The sequence below is a fragment of the Natronobiforma cellulositropha genome (assembly GCF_025629245.1).
Taxonomy (GTDB): domain Archaea; phylum Halobacteriota; class Halobacteria; order Halobacteriales; family Natrialbaceae; genus Natronobiforma; species Natronobiforma cellulositropha.
Map to the genome: position 1 here is coordinate 1 of NZ_JANZXN010000022.1, position 20,057 is coordinate 20,057.

Annotated in this window: 22 protein-coding genes; 11 read left to right on the forward strand and 11 right to left on the reverse strand. The window is 67.9% G+C overall.

The features are described 5' to 3' along the window. Window positions 1–116 precede the first annotated feature (116 nt). Window positions 117–482 (reverse strand): hypothetical protein, encoded by a 366-nt coding sequence (locus tag N0B15_RS10875; protein ID WP_263019732.1) that lies wholly within the window; start codon window positions 480–482, stop codon window positions 117–119. 109 nt (window positions 483–591) lie between these two features. Here N0B15_RS10875 and N0B15_RS10880 point away from each other — a divergent pair, with 109 nt between their 5' ends. Beyond that, window positions 592–876 carry a hypothetical protein gene (locus N0B15_RS10880; RefSeq protein ID WP_263019733.1) on the forward strand — a complete coding sequence of 95 codons (285 nt, stop codon included), beginning with the start codon at window positions 592–594 and terminating at the stop codon, window positions 874–876. Between the two features lie 13 nt (window positions 877–889). Here N0B15_RS10880 and N0B15_RS10885 read toward each other — a convergent pair whose 3' ends face one another. The 5 genes from N0B15_RS10885 to larB form a co-directional block, all read right to left on the reverse strand. Next, a complete protein-coding gene (locus tag N0B15_RS10885) occupies window positions 890–2,272 on the reverse strand; it encodes a phosphohexomutase domain-containing protein (protein WP_263019734.1) in 1,383 nt (460 codons plus the stop codon). 80 nt (window positions 2,273–2,352) lie between these two features. Next, window positions 2,353–3,114 (reverse strand): cupredoxin domain-containing protein, encoded by a 762-nt coding sequence (locus N0B15_RS10890; RefSeq protein WP_263019735.1) that lies wholly within the window; start codon window positions 3,112–3,114, stop codon window positions 2,353–2,355. A gap of 66 nt (window positions 3,115–3,180) precedes the next feature. Then, on the reverse strand, window positions 3,181–3,444 hold the full coding sequence (locus tag N0B15_RS10895; protein WP_263019736.1) for a GIY-YIG nuclease family protein: 264 nt from the start codon (window positions 3,442–3,444) through the stop codon (window positions 3,181–3,183). Between the two features lie 78 nt (window positions 3,445–3,522). Beyond that, window positions 3,523–3,672: a DUF7563 family protein gene (locus N0B15_RS10900; protein WP_425494231.1), complete on the reverse strand. Its 150-nt coding sequence runs from the start codon at window positions 3,670–3,672 to the stop codon at window positions 3,523–3,525. Window positions 3,673–3,772: 100 nt separating this feature from the next. Beyond that, window positions 3,773–4,543, reverse strand: coding sequence for a nickel pincer cofactor biosynthesis protein LarB (larB, locus tag N0B15_RS10905; protein WP_263019737.1), 771 nt, complete (start codon window positions 4,541–4,543; stop codon window positions 3,773–3,775). 247 nt (window positions 4,544–4,790) lie between these two features. Here larB and N0B15_RS10910 point away from each other — a divergent pair, with 247 nt between their 5' ends. Then, window positions 4,791–4,958: a DUF1931 family protein gene (locus N0B15_RS10910; RefSeq protein WP_263019738.1), complete on the forward strand. Its 168-nt coding sequence runs from the start codon at window positions 4,791–4,793 to the stop codon at window positions 4,956–4,958. A gap of 94 nt (window positions 4,959–5,052) precedes the next feature. Here the strand turns inward: N0B15_RS10910 and fni are convergent, their stop codons facing one another. Then, the gene (fni, locus tag N0B15_RS10915; RefSeq protein ID WP_263019739.1) at window positions 5,053–6,120 is read right to left on the reverse strand and encodes a type 2 isopentenyl-diphosphate Delta-isomerase; all 1,068 of its coding nucleotides are present in this window, start codon (window positions 6,118–6,120) and stop codon (window positions 5,053–5,055) included. Window positions 6,121–6,222: 102 nt separating this feature from the next. Between fni and N0B15_RS10920 the strand changes: the two genes are divergently transcribed. Both N0B15_RS10920 and N0B15_RS10925 read left to right on the forward strand, forming a co-directional pair. Then, the gene (locus tag N0B15_RS10920; RefSeq protein WP_263019740.1) at window positions 6,223–6,642 is read left to right on the forward strand and encodes a hypothetical protein; all 420 of its coding nucleotides are present in this window, start codon (window positions 6,223–6,225) and stop codon (window positions 6,640–6,642) included. 42 nt (window positions 6,643–6,684) lie between these two features. Next, on the forward strand, window positions 6,685–7,074 hold the full coding sequence (locus tag N0B15_RS10925; RefSeq protein WP_263019741.1) for a hypothetical protein: 390 nt from the start codon (window positions 6,685–6,687) through the stop codon (window positions 7,072–7,074). Between the two features lie 11 nt (window positions 7,075–7,085). On the opposite strand, the gene N0B15_RS10930 is transcribed toward N0B15_RS10925, so the two are convergent. Together N0B15_RS10930 and rpiA are read right to left on the reverse strand one after the other, a co-directional pair. After that, entirely contained in the window at window positions 7,086–9,524 is a 2,439-nt protein-coding gene (locus N0B15_RS10930; RefSeq protein WP_263019742.1) for a NosD domain-containing protein, read from the reverse strand. A 119-nt stretch (window positions 9,525–9,643) separates the two neighbouring features. Further along, window positions 9,644–10,333, reverse strand: a complete 690-nt coding sequence (gene rpiA, locus N0B15_RS10935) for a ribose-5-phosphate isomerase RpiA (RefSeq protein ID WP_263019743.1) — start codon at window positions 10,331–10,333, stop codon at window positions 9,644–9,646. A gap of 374 nt (window positions 10,334–10,707) precedes the next feature. Between rpiA and N0B15_RS10940 the strand changes: the two genes are divergently transcribed. From N0B15_RS10940 to N0B15_RS10950, 3 genes are all read left to right on the forward strand, one after another. Next, entirely contained in the window at window positions 10,708–11,973 is a 1,266-nt protein-coding gene (locus N0B15_RS10940; protein ID WP_263019744.1) for a hypothetical protein, read from the forward strand. A gap of 112 nt (window positions 11,974–12,085) precedes the next feature. Further along, the gene (locus tag N0B15_RS10945; RefSeq protein ID WP_263019745.1) at window positions 12,086–12,793 is read left to right on the forward strand and encodes an ABC transporter ATP-binding protein; all 708 of its coding nucleotides are present in this window, start codon (window positions 12,086–12,088) and stop codon (window positions 12,791–12,793) included. Next, window positions 12,793–14,058, forward strand: coding sequence for an ABC transporter permease (locus N0B15_RS10950; RefSeq protein ID WP_263019746.1), 1,266 nt, complete (start codon window positions 12,793–12,795; stop codon window positions 14,056–14,058). Before N0B15_RS10945 ends, N0B15_RS10950 begins: the two co-directional genes overlap by 1 nt. Window positions 14,059–14,071: 13 nt before the next feature. Here N0B15_RS10950 and N0B15_RS10955 read toward each other — a convergent pair whose 3' ends face one another. Beyond that, entirely contained in the window at window positions 14,072–14,608 is a 537-nt protein-coding gene (locus N0B15_RS10955; protein ID WP_263019747.1) for a DUF5518 domain-containing protein, read from the reverse strand. Window positions 14,609–14,708: 100 nt separating this feature from the next. After that, window positions 14,709–15,860 (reverse strand): AI-2E family transporter, encoded by a 1,152-nt coding sequence (locus N0B15_RS10960; protein ID WP_263019748.1) that lies wholly within the window; start codon window positions 15,858–15,860, stop codon window positions 14,709–14,711. Window positions 15,861–15,951: 91 nt separating this feature from the next. On the opposite strand from N0B15_RS10960, the gene N0B15_RS10965 reads away from it, so the two are divergent. From N0B15_RS10965 to N0B15_RS10980, 4 genes are all read left to right on the forward strand, one after another. Then, window positions 15,952–17,112: a thiamine ABC transporter substrate-binding protein gene (locus N0B15_RS10965; RefSeq protein WP_263019749.1), complete on the forward strand. Its 1,161-nt coding sequence runs from the start codon at window positions 15,952–15,954 to the stop codon at window positions 17,110–17,112. Between the two features lie 3 nt (window positions 17,113–17,115). After that, on the forward strand, window positions 17,116–18,972 hold the full coding sequence (locus tag N0B15_RS10970) for an ABC transporter permease (RefSeq protein WP_263019750.1): 1,857 nt from the start codon (window positions 17,116–17,118) through the stop codon (window positions 18,970–18,972). A 147-nt stretch (window positions 18,973–19,119) separates the two neighbouring features. Continuing rightward, on the forward strand, window positions 19,120–19,428 hold the full coding sequence (locus tag N0B15_RS10975; RefSeq protein WP_263019751.1) for a DUF7521 family protein: 309 nt from the start codon (window positions 19,120–19,122) through the stop codon (window positions 19,426–19,428). Window positions 19,429–19,490: 62 nt separating this feature from the next. Beyond that, window positions 19,491–19,943 carry an FAD synthase family protein gene (locus N0B15_RS10980; protein ID WP_425494232.1) on the forward strand — a complete coding sequence of 151 codons (453 nt, stop codon included), beginning with the start codon at window positions 19,491–19,493 and terminating at the stop codon, window positions 19,941–19,943. Window positions 19,944–20,057 lie beyond the last annotated feature (114 nt).

The following is a 20,057-nucleotide window of genomic DNA, read 5'->3' on the forward strand; positions in this document are numbered from 1 at the left end:
CGGAGTATCCACCGTTAGGAGAAAGTCGCTCGCGTGGTGGTTCGGCATGAGCCGAGACCCCCAACGTGAGGATTCCCGCGCCTTTAGGCGCGGTGAGGATGTCAACCGGCGGTCGCTCACTCGCTCGAGTCGTCCGTGTCGACGGTCGCGCGCACCCCGGGGGCGTCCGCACCTGAAACGGCTCCCTCGTCTTCTGCAGCGCTCTCGTCTTCGTTCGCGACGTGCGGGTCGCCGATACCGGCGTCCGGGTCCGAGGTGTAGGCGAGTTCGAGCGTGAGGAGGGCCGTACAGGACAGCTCGCGCTCGTCGACGTCGGTGTCCGAGTGGTACTGCTCGAGGTAGCCGTTACACCGGCCGTGGGCGGTGACGTTCGAGAGCGTCGCGGCCGAGCCACACTCCGGACAGTCGATGTAGTAGCCACCTTCCTCGTCCTGGTGCCAGGCGTCGGCCCCCAGTTCCATCCGTGCGAGGTCGTCGGTCATAGCGTCGTGTTCGGTCCCGAGACGGATAGCCGACTGGCCGGAGCACGCAGCCCCCTGAGATAATTATTATTGGTGTAGGTTTATGTGTCTCGAGCGTCTCTCTTCGGTGATGAGCTGGCTGTTCTGGATCGCCGTCTGCGCGATCGTCCTCGCGGCCGCTGGCTACGCGCTCGTGAGAACGCCGACGGAGGCGTCACCGAGACCGGTGTTACCCGCCCAGTACGACCCCGCGAACTACGCCGTCGATCCGTCGACGGTCGCTGGCTGGTGTGTCAGCTGTGAGACGCAAAACGAGGTGGGCTATCGCTTCTGTGAGAACTGTTCGGCCGAACTGCCACAGGGAGTCAACCGACGGCAGGCACAGACTCGCTACTGGTTCAGCCGTCGCGAGTGAGACACGACGGCGATCACGCAGCGACCAGCGGCCGAACCAGCGCAGCGCCTGCCTCGAGCAGCGCCGCGACGCGCTCGTCGTCTTCGGCTTCGGCGTAGACCCGGAGGACGGGTTCGGTGCCGCTGGGCCGGACGAGCACCCAGGAGCCGTCGGCGAGTGCGAGTTTGAAGCCGTCGGCAGTGTTGATGTCGTCGACGGCGACGCCGGCGACCGTCTCCGGAATCTCGGCTTCGAGGTCGTCGAGGACGCGCACTTTCTCGGCGTCGGGGCACTCGACGCTGGTTTTGTCCTGGGTGACCGCCCCGTGGGTCTCGAGGAGGCGGTCGATGCGCTCGTCGATCGGTTCGGCGGCGTGCATGGCTGCGGCGACGAGCGCCATGAGGACGCCGTCTTTCTCCCGGATGTGGCCGTCGATGGTGAAGCCGCCGGACTCCTCGCCGCCGACGAGGGCGTCGTGGTCGGCCATCCCCTTCGCGACCCACTTGAAGCCGACGGGCACCTCGTGGACGGTCTCGCCGTGGGCCGCACCGACACGGTCGACCAGGTAGGTCGTCGAGACGGTTCTGACCGCCGGTCCCGAGCGGCCGGACTCGAGCAGGTAGTCGTAGAGCGCGGCGAAAAAGAGGTTCTCGTCGACGTAGCCCCGCTCGGGCGTGACCACCGCGAGGCGGTCGGCGTCGCCGTCGTTGGCGATGCCGAGGTCGGTCTCGCCGTCGGTCACTGCCTCGACGAGATCTGTGAGGTTCGCCGCCGCCGGTTCGGGTGCGGAGCCGCCGAAGGCGGGGTCGTACGAACAGCGCAGGCGCTCGACGGTCGCCCCGGCGGACTCGAGGACGGCGTCGGTGGTGTCCCGGCCGCTGCCGTGCATGGCGTCGTAGGCGACGGTGAGTCCGGAGAGGTCGGCGTCGACCAGCGAGAGCGCGTGGTCTGCGTGCGGTGAGACGAAGTCGACCTCGCGTGCGCGCCCGTGATCGGTCTCGGGCAGCGACTCGGGTTCGGCGAGGCGGTCGGCGATGGCGTCCATCACGTGGGGGAGGGCGGGTGCGCCGTCGCTCGGGATGAACTTCACACCGTTGTACTCGGGTGGATTGTGCGAGGCGGTGACGACGAGCGCCCCCGCGAGGTCGCGCTCGACGATGCCGTAGGCGAACAGCGGCGTGGGCCGGTCGCGCGCAGAGAGCAGCACATCGAAGCCGTTCGCACAGAGGACGCGCGTCAGTTCCTCGGCGAAGCCACGCGAACTCTCACGGGCGTCGTAGCCGACGGCGACGGGTCCCTCGAGTCCCTCGTCTCTGAGGTAGGTCGCGACGGCCTGGCCGACCATCCGTACGCGTGCGGTCGTAAACTCCTCGAGCGTCGCTCGCCAGCCGTCGGTGCCGAAACTGATAGTCTCCATACACCCATCTCACTGGCAGGTGTAAAAAAGACGATGGGAGCGGGTGGGCAGTCGGGGGTGGTCGGTCAGGTTCCTGCGACTCACTCGGCAGGCGGGCCACCGTACTTCATGAAGACGTAGGAGAGACCGAGGACGGCGACGAGCGAGACGGTCGTCGCGACGACCAACAGCATCGCCGACGGCGGCACCAGATCTATCGGTCCCTCTCCGGCAGCGGCGTCGGGATCGTCGGTGACGGTGATCGAGGCGACCATTCCGAGACCGATGTGCGGGGTACAGTGGTACTCGTAGTCACCCTCGACCTCGAAGGTGTACTCGTACTCGAAGCCGGTGTTCTCGATCGGTTCGTGCCCGGGCCAGTCGGCCTCGTCCGGCTGGGCGTCGACGACGATGTTGTGGTTGTCCGTCTCCCAGATCCACTCGACGGTCGTTCCTGGGGCGATGACGTGCGGGCTGTCGGTGCCGGGTTCGTAGGCGTAGTCGACGACGGCGACCGTCTCCGTTTCACCCGCGGCAGGTTCATCCGCACCCTCCTCGTCGGTCGCTTCGTCCGCCTCGTCCGCTTCTTCGTCCTCCGCCTCGGCTTCGTCTGCCGGTTCGTCGTCCGGCGGTTCGGTCTCCTCGTCCTGCGCAGCGACCGCCCTCGAGAGCAGCGCCGCTCCACCAGCGCCGACGGCCAAGAGCAGCGCGCGCCGCTCGAGCTGGCGGTCCGGAGCGCCGTCTGCAGGCCCTGGCTCGCCCGAGCGCCCGCGCGCGGGTGTCTCGACACCGTCGGAGACGCGCGTGTCCTCGTCGCCGTCGGTCGGTCCATCGTCACCCGGTGTTGCGTGAACGTCCACCATCGGAACGGAGAACGTACCACCTCGAGCGCCAAAGAAGCACCAGGGTCGGTGGTGGGGGCAAAGCGCTCACTCGAGACCGACGAGGTCGAGTTTCGCCGCGCGTGAGAGCTGTTTGATCTCGTACTCACGGGACATCGCCGCCGAGCGCGAGCCGTAGGATTCGTGGTGAACGACGGTGACCGGCGTCCGTCCCCGGGTGTACTTCGCACCCTCGCCGGCGTTGTGCTCGCGGACCCGCCGCTCGAGGTCGGTCGTGTAGCCGGTGTAGAGTGATCCGTCGGCACACTCGAGGACGTAGACGAGGTGGGAAGTCGCGTCGCGCTCGCTCATGGTGGGGGTTACGCCGGTGGATAAAAAGGTTCGTCGGGGGCACGTGGTGGTTTCGCTGCGCCGATTCCTCAGGGCGGGTCAGGTGCTTCGAGCACGTTCTCTCGCGACTTCGGCGATCCCGGCGTTCGCCGAGCAGCTGGTACAGGCGTGGACCTCGCCGAACTCGTCGGCGAAGACGCGTGCGAACCGTTCGGAGACGTGCGCACCGCAGTGGTCACAGTCGGGCATGATCGTCGCCGGACAACCGGCACCTGAGGCTACGGCACGAGACATTAAATAGTCTTTCCCAACACCCGTAAGGATTTTTCGATAGGAGAGGTTTTTTTGTCTAATCCCCGTTCCGCTGTCCGGCCGCGTCGATCGCTCGCGCGATCAGCGCCGCCTGTGCCCCGGCGACGAACCCTGCGTCGACGTTGACGACAGAGAGCACCGTACACGACTGGAGCATCCCGAGGAGCGCCGCCTCGCCGTCGCCGCCGTGGCCGTAGCCACTCGAGACCGGCACCGCGATGACGGGCACATCGACCAGCCCCGCGACGACCGTCGGGAGCGCCCCCTCGCGACCGGCGACGACGACGAGGACGTCCACCGCACGCAGCCGCTCGAGCTGGTCGAGGATCCGGTCGAGGGCGGCGACGCCGACGTCGTCGATGCGCTCGACGGTCGCGCCCACCTCCTCGAGAACGACCTGGGTCTCGTCGGCGACCGGGCCGTCGACCGTCCCCGCGGTGACGACGCCGACGGTCGCCTCGAGCGTCGGGCGCTCGTAGCCGTCGGCGTGGGCGACGAGCGTCGAGCCGCGTCGCTCGAGCGTCGCCGCCGGGTGGTCGTCGGCGAGCGCCGACTCGAGGGCGGTGGCGTGGTCGTCGTCCACGCGTGTGAGGAGTGCGCGACCGGTGGTCTCGAGGGCGACGCTGGCGAGTCCGGCGACCTGGGCCGGCGTCTTGCCGTCGGCGAGGATGGCTTCGGGAATGCCCCGTCTGCGCTCGCGGGCCGCATCGAACCGGCCCGCGTCGTCGGTGACGTAGCCCGCGAGTTCCGCTTCGGCCTGTACCGGGGTGAGGTCGCCATCGGCGACTCGCTCGAGTAGGTCGCGCATGGGTGAGGTGGCGTGCGCGAAGACACTAAATCCGTCGTCACGGATGCAACGCGACCGGGTCCAGCGAGAGCGCGCGCGAGCGCGTCTACGTGCAATTGACGCGTGATTCACCCGTCGGGATAGTCATTAGTCATATACTTTCTGGTGGTTGGGAGGGGCGAAACCCCCGAAACGGCCCGTCAGAAGGCCTGTATCCCGGGTATTAAACATAACTCTTATAAAGGGGAAACGGGAACGGGTAACTCGTATGGCAGACCTTATCGTCAAAGCCGCAGTGAAGGAAGCACTCGATGACAAGAACGTTGCCTCGGACTTCTACGACGCCCTCGACGAGGAAGTTTCCGAGCTGCTCGCCGACGCTGCCCGCCGCGCCGAAGCGAACGACCGAAAGACGGTCCAGCCCCGCGACCTGTAAGGCAGGCCATCGGAGCCATTTTTATCGACGCGAACGCCGTGAGCGGACGCCCTGTGAGCGACGGTCTGGAAACGCAGAGCAGCGAGTGACGGTCTCAGATACCGTCGGCGCGTCCGTCGAGGAACGCCTTCGTTCGGCCGAGGACGACGTACTCTGCGGTCTGTAACTCGGTGACCGACGCCGATCCGGTGACGAACATCGCCGTGAGCAACTCGAGTCGCAGCTGCTCGATCAGTTCGACGACCGCCTCCTCGCCGCGTCCGGCGGGGGCGAGAAACGGCTTGGCGAGACCGCCAGCGCTCGCCCCGAGCGCGATGGCCTTCGCCACGTCGAGTCCGGAGCGGACGCCGCCGCTCGCGATGACGGTGTCATGGACGGCCGCCGACTCGAGCGTACTGACGGCCGTCGGGACGCCCCAGGCGCGAAACAGCTGTCCGACCTGTTGCTGGCGGGTCGCTCCGACGGCGGCGGCCCGGTAGGACTCGATGCCCGACCAGGTCGTCCCGCCCTTGCCCGCCACGTCGATGGCGTCGACGCCGGCATCGGCCAGCCGCTGGGCGGTCGACCCCGAGATGCCGTTGCCGGTCTCTTTGACGATCACCGGGACGCTGAGGTCCGAGGCGACCACCTCGATGCGCTCGAGACAGCCCCGGGCGTCGACGTCGCCTTCGGGCTGGACGGCCTCCTGTAAGAAGTTCAGGTGGATCGCCATCGCGTCCGCCCCGATCATCTCGACGGCGCGCTCGACGTCGTCGACATCGTACTCGAGCAGCTGGGCCGCACCGACGTTCCCGTAGAGGAAGGCGTCGGGGGCGGCCTCGCGGACGACGGTGTAGGACTCGAGTAAGGCCTCGTCGTCGAGTTCGAGGCCTGCGCGCTGGCTGCCGACGCCCATCGCGATACCCGTCTCCTCGGCGGCCGCCGCGAGGTTGCGGTTGATCTTCGTCGTGTTGGGGTGCCCGCCGGTCATGCTCTCGATCACGATGGGCGCGGCGAGGTCGTGACCGAAGAGGTCGATCGAGGTGTCGATCTCGTCGCGGTGGATCTCCGGGAGCGCCTCGTGGACGAGTTCGACGTCCTCGAAGCCGGTCCCAGTGGTCTCGACGTCTTCTTCTTCGATGATACGGATGTGGTCGTCTTTCCGGTCGGATGTCTCGGGCATCTCCCTCTCACCTCCGCCTTCGAACAGCGCCACGAAAAGGTATCCGTTCTGGCTCGAGCAGAACGCACGTACCCTTTTCTTGTGGGCCCGCCTACGAACCGTATGATTCGCCCGCTCCTGCTCGCGTTCGCGGCACTCGAGGTCGCCGTCCCCGACCGGATCGTCTCGGCGGCCGAACGCGTCGCCTTCGAGAACCCGGACGACGGCATCTTGCGGCCGTGGACGCTCCCGATGGCCCGACTCGAGGGACTGTGTTTCGGCTGGCTCGCACTCAGCGGCCGCCTGCACTCGCCAACTGTCAGCCACCTCTTCGGCGCACTCGGCCTGGCACTCCTGTCGGCACCTCGGAGTGCGCTCGCAGCCGGTCTCGCCGTCGCCTACGAGAACCCCGACGAGATCGAGGTACGCCCGTGGGTGGTGCCGTTCGCACGCGCACTCGGGGTGTGTTACCTCGTGGTTGCGCTGTTCTCGGGGCGAGCAGGCGAGCCGACTGACGACCCCGAGACAGCGACCGGTGAGTGAACGACGGTAACGTACATCACGGATGAGCGCGTGGTGGCGCGCATGAGCGTCGAGAACTACACCATGGATCGCTCGGTGCCGACCTGGTTTCCGCCAGCCGTCGGCGGGGTGGCGCTCGCCGTCGTCTGGCTCGGGCTGTTCGCTGGCGCCCTGCCCGACGTGTCGGTCCCGCTCGCGGCGGCGACGGTCGCCATTGGTGCGCTCTCGGCGTTTCTCGTCCGCGGGGCACCACCCGCGGCAGCGATCGGACTGGTTCCTGGCGTCGTCGTCGGCGGCTCGCTCGTCGTAGAGGGACTCACGACCCTCGGGCTGACCGGCGACCTCGGAGCCGTCACGGACGGACTCTTCTGGCTCGGGGCGTTCGTCGCCCTCGGCGTCGTCGGCTACCTCCTCGGCACGAGCGCGTACCTGATGGCGCACGCGCTCGAGTGAGTTCGCGTGACTCAGTCGGCGTCGGTCTCGAGCGCCGGGAGTTCGACCGTCACCGCGGTCGCGTCGCCGTCGACGGTGACGGCTGCCGACGCGGTATCGGTACCCGGCGCGTCGGCGAGTAGCTCGTAGGTGCCGTTCTGGAGTGCGAACGAGGCGCTCGCGTCCGTGGCCGTCTCGATCGCTCGAATCCCGCCAGTCTCCGCGTCGGCCACGGTGACCGTCGTGGCGTTCGTGACTGGTTCGCCGCGAGCATCGACGAGCGAGACCTCGAGCGGGTACGTCTCGAGACCGAAGACGCCGACGACGCCACCCTCGGTGAGCGTCGCCGAGACCGTCCGGTTCGCCGGTTCGGCGCTCGAGTCGGCGACGCGCGACCACGACTCCGCTCCGTCGTCAGCCCGCCAGAGACCGAGCGTCTCGGCGTCGACGGCGTCACCCAGCGAGGCGTTCGCGTACGTGAGCGTGAGCGCAAGGTACGGCTCCGCCCCGGTCGCCTCGACCGTGAGCGGCGCGCCGACCGGCGCGTGGCTCTCGGGCGTGAGCGCTGGCGCGGACTCGAGCGGGACCGACGCGACGGAGACGTTCTCGGCGTCGAACGAGAGCGTCTCACCGCCGACTTCGAGGTCCGTCATGGCCGTTCCAACCGCGTCCGCCACGGCCACCGTATTCGTCGTCGCGTCGACGGCCGTCCCGGTGATCGCGGTCTCGTTCGAGCCACCGCGCACGACGACGCCCTCGAGCGTGTCGGCGAGGACGCTCGCGGTCACCGCGTTCGCGTTGCTCTCGGCACGGAGCACGACGGCGGTCTCGCCACCGGAGACGGTGCTCTCTGTGAGGAGGTTGTGGCTCGAGCCGTCGAAGACGACGCCGCGGTCTGCGTCGGTGATGGTGGTGTTCACCACCGCGTTCGCGTCGGCCGAGAGGAGGAAGTGGCCGTGTGTTGCGTCGGTGACGGTGGTGTCCACGAAGCGGTTGCCGTCGGAGCGGACCGTCGCAACCCCGTAGTAGGCGTCGCTGATCGCGACGGATCCGAAGGCGTTGCGCTCGGAGCGCCAGAGCCAGACCCCGTCGACGTTACCGGTCGCCTCCACGTCGGTGACCGTGTTCTCGCTCGAGTGCCAGAGGGCGACCCCGGCGAAGTTGTCCGCGGTATCGATCTCGCGAACCACCACCGAGCGCGAGTCGACCAGGGACACCCCCTGTTCGTTCTGGATCGCACGCACGTCCTCGATAACGCCGCCGGTGACGTTCTCGAAGGAGACACCCGCAGCCTGCTCGAGGCGGCCCTCGTCTCTCACACCCCACCCGCCGACGAGGAGGTCTCTCACGGTCGCGTTCGAGACGTTCACCGCACGGACGCCGTGCTGGTCTGCGCCCGGGCGCTCGCGGCCGCCGACGGAGTAGCCCGCCCCGTCGAGCGTCACGTCGTCGGCGGTGATCTCGAGACACGTCTCGCTGCCCCCGATCGGCTCAGTCAGCTCGTACACCCCGGGCGCGTCGAGGTCGCGACAGTCGTCGACGGGGATTGGGTCGGAAGTGACGACGCCGAGTGTAGCGGAGCCAGTGACGGTCGTGGTGACGGACGACGCAGCCGTGTCGGCCGCGAACGCCACCGCGTCGTTCGGGACCCAGGTGTCAGCGTCCGTGGCGGCCGTCGAGGCGGCAGCCGTCACGACCGCCAGATCACCCGGTCTCGAGACGGCGTCCGGATCGTAGGCCAGCGAGATGGCGTGGACGGCAGCCGGTGGAGCGTCGACGTCGAGGAAGCCAACCGGTGCGTTTCCGGCCGGCACTGGCTCCGGAACCGGCGTCGAACGGACGGCGAGCGTCGCCGCCTCGAGCGAGACCGTCGCGTTCTCGAGCGCCAGGCCGTCGATCGCCGTCGCAGACGCCTCGAGTCTGACGTCCCAGCCCGCGCTCTCACGGACGGCCACGTCGGTGAGGGTCGCCCCGGGCGAGTCGGCGAGCGAGAGACCGACGTCGTTCTCGAGCGCGTGGACCGACTCGAGCGTCCCGTCGGTCACGTTCTCGACGGCGATGCCAGCACGCTCCACGGTTTCGTTCTCGCCCGCACCCCAGCCGGTGACGGTGACGTTTCGCACCGTCACGTTCGCGGCGTCGGTGACGGCGATGCCAGCGGCGGCCGAGGCGTCGAGGTCGGCTCCGGCGATCACGTGGCCGTTGCCCTCGACGTGCACGTCACTCGCCGTGATCTCGAGACAGGTCGCGTTCGTCGTGGCGTTCACCGTCAGTTCGTAGGTGCCGGATTCGTCGATCACCGCACAGCCATCGATCGGCTGTGTGGCCGACGTTGCAGCCGGTGCTGTGGCCGGTGTCGCGGCGGTCGAGCCGAGAGCGAGCGCACACGCGAGGACGACAACCAGCGCGAGCGCCACGAGCAGGCGGTGAGCGCGCGGGGCCGAACGCCAGCGGAGAGCGGTACGTATCACGCTGGGGACCGACTCAGCCGGACGCCATACCTGTTTCGAAACGGATAGTTTTGATAAAAATCGACGTCAGTCGCGTACTCGAGAGTGTATATAAGATTGATGAGTTTTGGGGAGTCGGATCACCACTCCAGCACTTCGAGTCCCTCGTCGGTGCCGACGTAGACGGTGTCGGCCATGTCGACGAACAGGCCGTGTTCGACGACGCCCGGGATCGTCGCCAGCGCCGTCGCCAGCGCCTCGGGGTCGTCGATCGTCCCGAACGCGCAGTCGAGGACGAGGTTGCCGTTGTCGGTCACGACCGGGCCGTCCTTGTGGACGGCCTCCCGGAGCGTTGGCTCACCCGAGCGCGCCCGGACCGCGCGCGTGACGACCGGGAGCGCGTCGGGGAGGACCTCGAGCGGCACCGAGCGCTCGAGTCGGTCGACGCGTTTCGAGGGGTCTGCGACGACGACGAAGCGGTCGGCGGCGGCGGCGACGAGTTTCTCGCGGGCGTGGGCCGCACCGCCACCCTTGACGAGCGCGCCGTCGTCGGCGACCTGGTCCGCACCGTCGATCGCGAGGTCGACCCGCTCGACTTCGTCGAGGCCGACCAGCGGAATCGAGCGCTCGATAGCCAGACGACGAGCGCTGAAGGAAGTCGGGACGCCCCTGACCGCGAGCCCGTCGTCGACTGCGCGCCCGACCGCCTCGATGGCGTAGGCCGTCGTCGAGCCGGTGCCGAGACCGACGACCATCCCGTCTTCGACCTCCTCGGCCGCCCGTTCGCCCGCCCGGCGCTTCGCCGCGTCCGATCCGCCACCTGTCTTCATGCTTCGACGAGCGAGCGGCGGCGACAAATAGCTTGTACCTCTGGCCGCTCGAGCTGAGACACCGACGGCGGGGGGAGCACCCGTGAACCGTCGACTGCTGATTATCTCCTCGAGCTGCCAGTGATACACAATTTTTCGACAGCGTCCCAGTAGTGATTGCCCACCGCTCTCAACTGTGGCAATATGTGTTAGAGAATATAGGGCCGTGTTTAGACGTTCGGAATGGGGCGTCTCAGGCCCGAACGCGTCATCGGTGGATTGCGAGTCATCGCCGATTCATCAGTCCATCCGGTGTCCAATGGCCAGATCGGACGAGCTGGCATATATAGNGAATATAGTAACTCTCATCTACTATTATCAGAATCTTAATCAACATGGTACCGGATACTCGAGAAGAGTTGTTCGACGAGCAGCGTGGCGTTGACAACTTCTCATTCGTGGAGAAATCAGTGATCGGTGTGTACGGAGCAATCGCGTTCGGTCGGCTCTTTCCACGGCGGTACGCCGCGTACGCGGCAGTACTCTCGGTGATCGTCGGGTGGACCGCTGGGATGAGTGGGCTCCTCTACTTCGGGTTCATCGAGAGCCTCTCGCAGCCGAATATGCTCGCCAGCCTCACTTCACTCCCTGCGTTCGTCACCTTCGCAGCGGGTGTCGTTTTCGGAATCGGCGTGGGGTGCTACGTCTTTTTCGGGCTGCTGGCACCGGCTGACATCTCCTCGGCGTATCCAACGTTGAAAAATCCGATCACGCACTTGTTGATGATCGGGGGGATGCTCCTCATCGCAACCGCTGCGTTCTGGCTGGTCACATTTCTGAACTCACTTTCACCGATACTGGGATTTCTCATCGCTTCCCTGATCGTCCTCTATCGATACGTTCAAGATAGTTTCTGGCTCATGCTGGGAAGCTCTCGTAGACAAGTTCACCTGATCTCGTACGTACTCCTCACCATCTCGTTTCTCATTCCCGTGGTCGCGTACCTGCTCGGCTACTTGCCAAGCTGGGGGCTCGACGAGTGGGCAGTCGCACTCGTATACGGGATTGTTGCGTACGCGGGAATCAGTGCGCCAGCGTCGGCAGCTTCAGGAATGGTCGAAGACGAGGTTCGAGGGGCCGCCGCGGGAATCATGCTCGCCGAACTCTACGCAGAAGAGAAGGCGGCGTTCGTCGAACGCGCACCTGACGACGTCAGCGTCGACCTTGAGACGCCACCGTCACCGCGTTCGTACACGCACCTCTCGCAACTCTCCCGTGAGTTAGATATCGAAGCACTTGACCAGTTGGTCGAGGCCTACGGGGTATACATCGACGCTTACACCTCGCTCGACGACCTCCTCGAGGGATCGGTCACGACGAACGCAGCCACCGCAGACGAGACAGTCGAGACGCTCCTCGCGACATTAGCACGGAACGTCCACCCTTCGAACTATGGCTCGAGTAGCGACGCTCTCGAAGCGGCGAGAACTCTCGAGTCGCTCGTCGAGGTATACACCGGGCCAGAAGGTGCGTCACTGCTCTCCGGGCTGGTGGAAAAAGCCCCTCTCCTCGAGCAGACCGGGCCGAGCGGTGAGAGCCTCGCTACCATCACGTCGGTCGTCGAATCCACGCCGGCCACGAACCGGCCTCCGGCTGCATAGGTTCACACTGTCCCGACGATGTGGGCTTCCCGGCAGCGCGGAACAATGAGAGAGTGACGGCCGCCAAGGCGACCCACAAACGCTTTTCCCACCGGCTGTAGTGGGTGAGCCAATGACGAGTTCGGGTGAGCGTGCGGTCAGCCTGCGAGACGTGCGCAAGACCTACCGTGTCGGCGAGCCGGTCCACGCCCTCGACGGCGTCAGCCTCGAGATTCCCCGCGGCTCCTACACCGCCATCGTCGGTCCGAGTGGGTCGGGAAAGTCGACGCTGATGCACCTGGTGGGCTGTCTCGACACCCCCACGGAGGGGGAGATTTCCGTCGGCGGCCGCGAGGTGACGGCGCTGAGCGAGCGCGAGCGCACCAGCCTCCGGGGGAGCGAGGTCGGCTTCGTCTTCCAGACGTTCAACCTCATGCCGCGGCTCTCCGCGCTCGAGAACGTCGCCCTCCCACAGCTGTTCCAGGGCGTCTCCACCGCGGAGCGACTCGAGCGCGCGCGGACGCTGCTCGAGGAGGTCGGACTCGGTGATCGGACCGACCACCTGCCGAACGAACTCTCCGGCGGCCAGCGCCAGCGCGTCGCGGTCGCCCGCGCGCTGGTCAACGACCCCGCGCTGGTCCTCGCCGACGAACCGACGGGCAACCTCGACACCGAGACCGGCGAGCGGATCCTCGCGCTGTTCGACGACCTCCACGCCGCCGGAAACACGGTCGTGATGGTGACCCACGAGCCACACGTCGCCGCCCGCGCAGAGCGGACCGTCCACCTCCTCGACGGGCGAATCGAGCGCATCGAACCGGCGGGCGAGGGAAGAGAGTGATGCGGCCGCTCGAGTTCCTGCGGCTGTCCTGGCGCTCGATTCGGGGCCACACCCTGCGCTCGACGCTGACCACGCTGGGTATCGTCATCGGCATCGCGGCCGTCATCGCGTTCGTCACCCTCGGGGCGAGCCTGCAGGCGGGGATCATCGGCGACATCAGCCCGGACGACCAGCGCAATCTCTACGGCTGGGCCGCCGACGAGGGCATCGAGGGCGGGCCGCTCGCGGGCGCACAGCCGGTGTTCAGCGAGACCGACCTCGAGACGGTGAGCGATCTCGAGGGCGTCGAGGCGGCCTACGGCTACGCGTCGATTCAGACGCAGGCGGTTTCGGACGGGGACGAGCAGGTCGCCCAGGGCGACGGTCTGATCGCTGCCGGAGCGAGCTACATCCGCGAGGGCGACCTCCGGGAGGGCAGACAGTTCGAAGACGGCGAGCGCGAGGCGGTGATCAACCCGGCGATGGCAGCGCAGTTCGAGGAGAACGTCAGCGTCGGCGACGACCTCGAACTCACCTTCCTCGGCGGGCAGACGGCGACAGTGACGGTCGTCGGCATCACGGACACTTCGGAGGGACTCAGCCCGTTCGAGGGGTTCGAGGCCGCCCCGCGGGTCTACGTCCCGACCGACCCCTACTACGGCGAGGCCGCCGGTGGCGTCGGTGGCGGCGGCGAGGACGACGGCGAGGGCGTCCGCTTCGTCGCCATCGTCGTCGAGGCCGCGTCGATGGACGCGGCGGCGATCGACCGGGCGCGAACCGCTGCGACAGACTACCTCGAGAGTCCCGAGTCGGACGCGGGCGAGCGCCTCGGCGAGGATCAGGTCGTCACCCTCCAGACGAGTACGGAACTGCTCCAGCAACTCGAGGACATCCTCGACCTGTTGCAGAACTTCATCGTCGGCATCGCCGCCATCTCGCTGCTGGTGGGATCGATCGGCATCGCGAACATCATGCTGGTGTCGGTCACCGAACGCACCCGCGAGATCGGCATCATGAAAGCCGTCGGCGCACAGAACCGCGACGTACTCGGACTCTTCCTCACGGAGGCGGTCGTCCTCGGCGTCGTCGGGGCGGTGATCGGCACCGGTCTCGGCCTGGCGGCGGGCTACCTCGGCGCGTGGTACATCGACCTCCCGCCCGTCTACCCGCTCGAGTACGTCGCGCTCGCTATCGCCGTCGGCGTCCTCGTCGGCGTCCTCTCGGGGCTGTATCCGGCCTGGCGCGCGGCGCGAACCGATCCGATCGACGCGCTGCGCTACGAGTGACGACTCGAGCGCGTCAGCGCTCGTGGTCAGCGTCGGCGTCGTCGACGCGTTCGGTCACGTCGACGTACTCGTCTGGGTCGCCCCTCGAGTGGGGGCGCTCGCGTGCCGGGTCGTGGCGGGCCTCGGAGTGAGTAGCCGTCTGGCCGTCCGGTGGCGAGGTGCCGACGGCGTCGTAGACGGCGACTCGCTGGTCGGGGTAGTCACCGGCGAGGTACGCGCCGAGGTAGCCGCCGAGCGCCGCGAGGCCGACGGTGTAGGCGAGGGTGACGAGGGCGAAGAAGGCGAAGAACAGCAGCGCGAAGAGGAAGCCAGTGGCGGGGATTCCGCCAGCGCCGACGCCGAAGCCGAGAAAGCCGAGGACGAAGAACCCGCCGAGGGCGACCGGCACCAGCATGAACAGGCCCGAGATCGCCCCGGTGACCGTCCCCTCGCGGCCGTCGGGTCCCTCGAGAAACCCGGCGACGGCACCGCCGAGGAGCGTCGAAAAGGGGATGAACGAGAGGAGGACACCGGCGACCGCGCCGACGAGTGCATTGATGAACGTTCCCATACATGTACGAGAGCGGGACACGTATTAAAAAGACGGGTGGCGGTGCGGTCGGGGGCGCCACTGGCCGATCGCTCCCCGACGGCGGGAGGGCGCTGGCCGGTCACGCGTCGGGGTCGAGCGCCGACTGGCTCGCCCCGGGTGCGTCCGTCTCGAGTGCGTCCGAGCCGTCGCGGTCGCCCTCACTCGAGTCGTCACCGTCACCTTCGTCGAAGGCGAGTTCGTCCTCGCGCTCGGCGTCGTGCGGGTCAGAGAGTTCCTCGAGCGGCTGGTCGGCGTTGACCTCGGCGGCGAGTAAGGAGACGGCTTCGACGAAGACGGCGACGAGCAGGGGACCGACGACGATGCCGATGGCGCCGAGAGTGAACAGACCGCCGGTGAAGCCGACGAAGTAGAGGCTGCCGGGGAGTCCGGCCGAGCGGCGGGCGAGTCGGGGTCTGACGGTTACGTCGGGGAGCCAGGCGATGAGGGCGACGCCGCCGACGCCGACGAGGAGGGCGGCGCTCACGTCGCCGAGGGCGAGCTGGTAGAGTGCGAGCGGGACGACGAGCAGACTGGGACCGATGATGGGGACGAACTGGAGGATGGCGGCGATGACCGCGAGGACGAGCGCCGATTCGTAGCCGAGCAGCCAGAAGAACGGGTACGCGAGGACGAAGGTGGCGACGCCGGTGGCGACCTGCAGGACGTAGATGGCGTAGAGCGTCTCTCGAGCACGCGTCGCGAGCGCGAAGACGATATCGCGATACTCCCGCGGGACGGGGGCGATGGCCGCGCGCGCGGCGCTGTCGCCCTGGAGGAGGATGCCGAACAGCAGGAGGACGAACAGTGCCGCCTTCACGGCGAGCACCGGCGCACTGGCCGCGAGCGTGGTCGCGATGCCCTGGAGCGTCGAAATCGCGAGCGACTGCACCTCGGTCGCCTCGACGGTCATCGTCGTCTCGAAGACGGTGACCGAGAACTCGTCGGGGAGACCCTCGACGAAGGCGAGGACGTCCTCGAGTCGCAAGTAGAGCGTGAGGAAGATCGGTGCGAGCACGACGAACACACAGAGGAAGCCGACGAGCGTCGCGAGCACGCCCGCGCTCCACTCGCTGATGCCGCGTCTGACCAGCCAGCGGTGGACCGGCGCGAGGACGAACGCGACGGTAATCGCGAACATGATCGTCCCGAGGACCTCGAGTAAGATCGCCCCCGTGACGACGCCGAGGGCGACGACGACGCCCGCGAGGACGTACCGGCGATTCGCTGTCACGGCTAAGGGCTTCGTTCGGATCCACAAAACTGTTCTCTTCACCGACGCGTCAGGCACGCCGCTTAAGACCACCGAGTGAAGACACTCGGTAATGGACCGACGCACGCTGTTGCGAGCGCTCGGCGGGGTGAGTGTCGGCGTCTCCCTCGCTGGCTGTGCGACACAGGACAACGGCACGGACGACACCGACGGCCTCGAAGACGACGGCCTCGAAGACGAGACCGACGACGCGACGAACGTGAGCGATCCCGACGGGGACGAACTCGAGGGGACACTCTGGGTCGCGACCTACAGTTCGATGCTCGAAGACGAGAACCCCGCGGGCGTCTGGATCGAGGAGGCGTTCGAGGAGGCCTATCCCGGCATCGAACTCGAGTGGACGGTGCCCGACGGCGACGTCGGCCACTACATCCAGCGCGCCCAGCAGGGCGTCGAAGTCGAGACCGACGTCTACCTCGGGCTCAACGTCGACGACCTCGTCCGGATCGACGATACGCTCGACGAACAGCTGTTCGTCAGCCTCGAGCGCGACCGGATCGAGCGAATCGACCGCGTCCGCGAGGACCCATCGGTCGAGTTCGACGACCCCCACGGCCGGGTCGTGCCCTACGATACGGGCTACATCAGCCTCGTCTACGACGAGACCGAGGTACCCGAGCCGACCTCGTTCGACGACCTCACCGAACCGGAGTTCGAGGACGCCCTCCTGATCCAGAACGCCCAGTACTCCGATCCGGGCCAGGCGTTCTTACTCTGGACGATCGCCGAGTTCGGCGAGGACGGCTACCTCGAGTACTGGGAGGCGCTGCTCGAGAACGGCGTCTCAGACCGCGACGACTGGTGGTCCTCCTACCTCGCCTACCTCGAAGAAGAGCGCCCGATGGTCGTCTCCTACTCGACCGACCAGGTGTACGCCGTCGCCGACGGCCACGACCTCTCGCGCCACCAGGTCGGCTTCCTCGACGGCCAGGGCTACGCCAACCCCGAGGGGGTGGGCATCTTCACCGACAGCGAAAAGGGCGACCTCGCCTACGCCTTCATCGACTTCCTGCTCTCGCGCGACGCCCAGGCCGAGATCGCGACCCGGAACGTCCAGTTCCCCGCCGTCGCCGACGAGTACGTCGACCTCGACGAGTCGTTCACCGACTACGCGTTCGAACCGGACGAGCCAGTGGCGCTCGGCTACGACGACCTCAGCGGCAACCTCGACGAGTGGGTCGACGACTGGGCGCGGCTGCTCGCGACGCAGTGAGCCGTGGCCGACTCGAGCGGGCCTGACGCTGGGACCACCTCCCCTGCGACCAGCGTCGTCCGCACGCTCACCGGGTGGACCGGCCGCCACGCGCTCGCACTCGCCGCGCTCGCGACGGCGGCCGTCCTCGGCGTCGTCGCCTACCTCCCGATCGGTCTGGTCTTCGCCGAGGCGTTCCTCGAGGACGGCCGGCTCACGCTCGCGGCGTTTCACGCGGTGCTCACCGACCCGTTCTACGTCGGCCCGCTCGCCGGCGTCTTCGAGGAGCCGCTCGCGCTCGGGACCCACTTCTCGGCGCTGTTCGCCTGGGTGCGCGCCGGCTTCCCCGCGGTCGGGATGGGCCTGTTCGGCTTTACGGCCTACCAGGCGGCGCTGTCGACGCTCGCGAGCCTCGCACTCGGCCTGCCCGCCGCCTACGTGCTGGCGACCTACGAGTTTCGCGGCCGGCAGACACTGCGCTCGCTCACCATCCTCCCGTTCGTCCTCCCCGGCATCCTCGTCGCAGCGGGCTTCTACGCCATGTTCGGCCAGGCGGGGACGCTCAACACCCTGCTCGGCACCGTCGGTCTCGGTCCCTACCCGTTCCTCTCGAGGTACCCCCTCGCGGTGGTGGTCCTCGCCCACGCCTTCTACAACGCGCCGCTGGTCGCGCGCATCACCGTCGCCGCCTGGGAGTCACTCGACGTGAGCGCACTCGAGACCGCCCGCTCGCTCGGCGCGAGTCGCCGCCGGGCGTTTCTCGACGTGGTCGTCCCACAGCTGCTGCCTGCGGTGCTCACCGGCGCGCTCCTCACCTTCGTCTTCACGTTCATGACGTTCCCCATCGTGCTCGCCCTCGGCGGTCTCCAGCTCGCGACCGTCGAGGTCTGGGTCTACGACCGCGTCGGCAGGCTGGCGTTCGCCGAGGCGGCCACGCTCGCGATTCTCGAGACCGTCGTCTCGCTCTCGCTCACCTACGCCTACCTGCGTTACGAGTCCGCACAGGCGAGCGTCGCACGGGTGGGACGGCCGCCGTCGCGCGAGGCGCTGTTCCCCGACTGGCGCCTCGAGACGCTCTGTGCGCCGCGTCGCCTCGCCGTCGTCGGCTACGGCCTGCTCGCGCTCGTCGTCTTCGTCGGGCCGCTCGCGAGCCTCGTCCTCGGCAGTCTCACCGACGGGAGCGGGTTCACGCTGGCACACTACCGCTTTCTCGCCGAGCGCCAGGCGACCGGCGCGAGCTACCAGACGCTGCCGTGGCCGGCGGTCCGCAACTCGCTGCTGTTCGGTCTCGCGACGCTGGCGCTCGCGGTGCCGATGGGGGTCGTGATCGCCGTCCTGGTGGCGCGCTCGCGGTGGGGTGCCGTGATCGACACGCTGGCGATGGTCCCCCTCGCCGTCAGCGGCATCGTCTTCGGCATCGGCTTGCTCCAGGGACTCGTCTTCGGTGTCTCGCTACCCGGCGGCACCCGCCTCCAGTTCACCGGCGTCGCCGCCATCGTCGCCGCCCACGCCGTCGCGGCCTACCCGTTCGTCGTCCGCACCGTCTCGCCGGTGCTCGGCGGACTCGACCCGGCGATGGTCGAATCGGCACGCGCGCTCGGGGCCACGCGCGCGCGGGCGTTACTCGACATCGAACTGCCGCTGGTCGCGAGCGCCGTCGTCGCCGGGGCCGCGTTCGCCTTCGCCATCTCGATCGGCGAGTTCTCCTCGACGGTGATCCTCGCGAGCGGCGGTGACACCTACACGATGCCGGTCGCCCTCGAGCGCTACCTCGGGCGGCGGAGCGGACCCGCCCTCGCGATGGGGACCGTCTTACTCGTCGTCACGGCGCTGAGTTTCGTCGTCATCGACCGGGTCGGCGGCCGGTTCGAGCACCGATGACGCCTCGAGCGACCCGGAGATGTTCGATGGCCGTTCTATCGCGGTGAGAATCGCCACTGCCAGTGACTACGGCAGCGGGTGAAGATACGTCTACGGACGGCTGTCTGGACCGGCCGCGACCGACTCAACCCCACACTCGAGACACTCATGAACGACTACACCACCATCATCGTCCTCGCGAGCACCGCGACCTTCGCCACCGGCGGTCTCGTCGCCTGGTTCGCCTACCGGGCGTGCAGACGAACCGGCTCACACGCACTGCGCGCGCTCGCCATCGGCTTCACACTCGTCGTCGTCGGCTCAGCCATCGGCGGTCTCGCCCACCTCGGCGGTGACATCGCCCTCGGCGTCGCCCTCCAGAGCGGCGTCACCGCCATCGGCTTCGCCACGGTGCTCTACTCGCTGTTCGTCGGCCCACCGCCGACGACGACCACCGTCGCGAGGTGGGCCGAGTGAGCGACGAGCCACCGGCACGGACGGACGCGAACACGCGAGCAACTGACGAGGGACCGACGCGCGTGCTCGCGCAGGGAACCTTCGACATCCTCCACCCCGGCCACCTCCACTACCTCCGCGAGGCGGCCGCGATGGGCGATCAGCTCCACGTCGTCGTCGCCACCCCCGAGTGTGTCACCCACAAACCCAAACCCATCCTCCCGCTCGGCCAGCGGCGCGCACTCGTCGCGGCGCTCGAGGTCGTCGACCACGCCCACTCCGGACACCCCTCTGATATCTCCGTCCCGGTACGGCTGATCGATCCCGATGTCCTCGTCCTCGGCCACGACCAGCACCACGACGAGGCAGCGCTCGCCGACGCGCTCGAGTCCTGGGACGTCGACTGCGAGATCAGACGCGCGAGCCCGCGCGAGCCGGACGGAGACGAGCTGCTCTCGAGCAGCGCGATCCGTGCGCGTATCCGCGAGCGAACGGCAGCTGGCCGAGTCGAACCGGAGACGCTCGAGTCCTCCTGAGACCGGGGTGAGGTGACAGCGGACGGTCCGTTTCGAGTGAATGCGGCCGACCCCGACGGCGCCCGCCATCTCACGGGCCACAACAGTTAGGATCCTCGAACGGTATAGTCGAAC

What these genes read in the sequence shown, in the direction of transcription:
- N0B15_RS10875 (WP_263019732.1), bottom strand. Translation starts at nt 482, where the DNA reads ATGACCGACGACCTCGCACGGATGGAACTGGGGGCCGACGCCTGGCAC.
- N0B15_RS10880 (WP_263019733.1), top strand. Translation starts at nt 592, where the DNA reads ATGAGCTGGCTGTTCTGGATCGCCGTCTGCGCGATCGTCCTCGCGGCC.
- N0B15_RS10885 (WP_263019734.1), bottom strand. Translation starts at nt 2,272, where the DNA reads ATGGAGACTATCAGTTTCGGCACCGACGGCTGGCGAGCGACGCTCGAG.
- N0B15_RS10890 (WP_263019735.1), bottom strand. Translation starts at nt 3,114, where the DNA reads ATGGTGGACGTTCACGCAACACCGGGTGACGATGGACCGACCGACGGC.
- N0B15_RS10895 (WP_263019736.1), bottom strand. Translation starts at nt 3,444, where the DNA reads ATGAGCGAGCGCGACGCGACTTCCCACCTCGTCTACGTCCTCGAGTGT.
- N0B15_RS10900 (WP_425494231.1), bottom strand. Translation starts at nt 3,672, where the DNA reads ATGCCCGACTGTGACCACTGCGGTGCGCACGTCTCCGAACGGTTCGCA.
- larB (WP_263019737.1), bottom strand. Translation starts at nt 4,543, where the DNA reads ATGCGCGACCTACTCGAGCGAGTCGCCGATGGCGACCTCACCCCGGTA.
- N0B15_RS10910 (WP_263019738.1), top strand. Translation starts at nt 4,791, where the DNA reads ATGGCAGACCTTATCGTCAAAGCCGCAGTGAAGGAAGCACTCGATGAC.
- fni (WP_263019739.1), bottom strand. Translation starts at nt 6,120, where the DNA reads ATGCCCGAGACATCCGACCGGAAAGACGACCACATCCGTATCATCGAA.
- N0B15_RS10920 (WP_263019740.1), top strand. Translation starts at nt 6,223, where the DNA reads ATGATTCGCCCGCTCCTGCTCGCGTTCGCGGCACTCGAGGTCGCCGTC.
- N0B15_RS10925 (WP_263019741.1), top strand. Translation starts at nt 6,685, where the DNA reads ATGAGCGTCGAGAACTACACCATGGATCGCTCGGTGCCGACCTGGTTT.
- rpiA (WP_263019743.1), bottom strand. Translation starts at nt 10,333, where the DNA reads ATGAAGACAGGTGGCGGATCGGACGCGGCGAAGCGCCGGGCGGGCGAA.
- N0B15_RS10940 (WP_263019744.1), top strand. Translation starts at nt 10,708, where the DNA reads ATGGTACCGGATACTCGAGAAGAGTTGTTCGACGAGCAGCGTGGCGTT.
- N0B15_RS10945 (WP_263019745.1), top strand. Translation starts at nt 12,086, where the DNA reads ATGACGAGTTCGGGTGAGCGTGCGGTCAGCCTGCGAGACGTGCGCAAG.
- N0B15_RS10950 (WP_263019746.1), top strand. Translation starts at nt 12,793, where the DNA reads ATGCGGCCGCTCGAGTTCCTGCGGCTGTCCTGGCGCTCGATTCGGGGC.
- N0B15_RS10955 (WP_263019747.1), bottom strand. Translation starts at nt 14,608, where the DNA reads ATGGGAACGTTCATCAATGCACTCGTCGGCGCGGTCGCCGGTGTCCTC.
- N0B15_RS10965 (WP_263019749.1), top strand. Translation starts at nt 15,952, where the DNA reads ATGGACCGACGCACGCTGTTGCGAGCGCTCGGCGGGGTGAGTGTCGGC.
- N0B15_RS10975 (WP_263019751.1), top strand. Translation starts at nt 19,120, where the DNA reads ATGAACGACTACACCACCATCATCGTCCTCGCGAGCACCGCGACCTTC.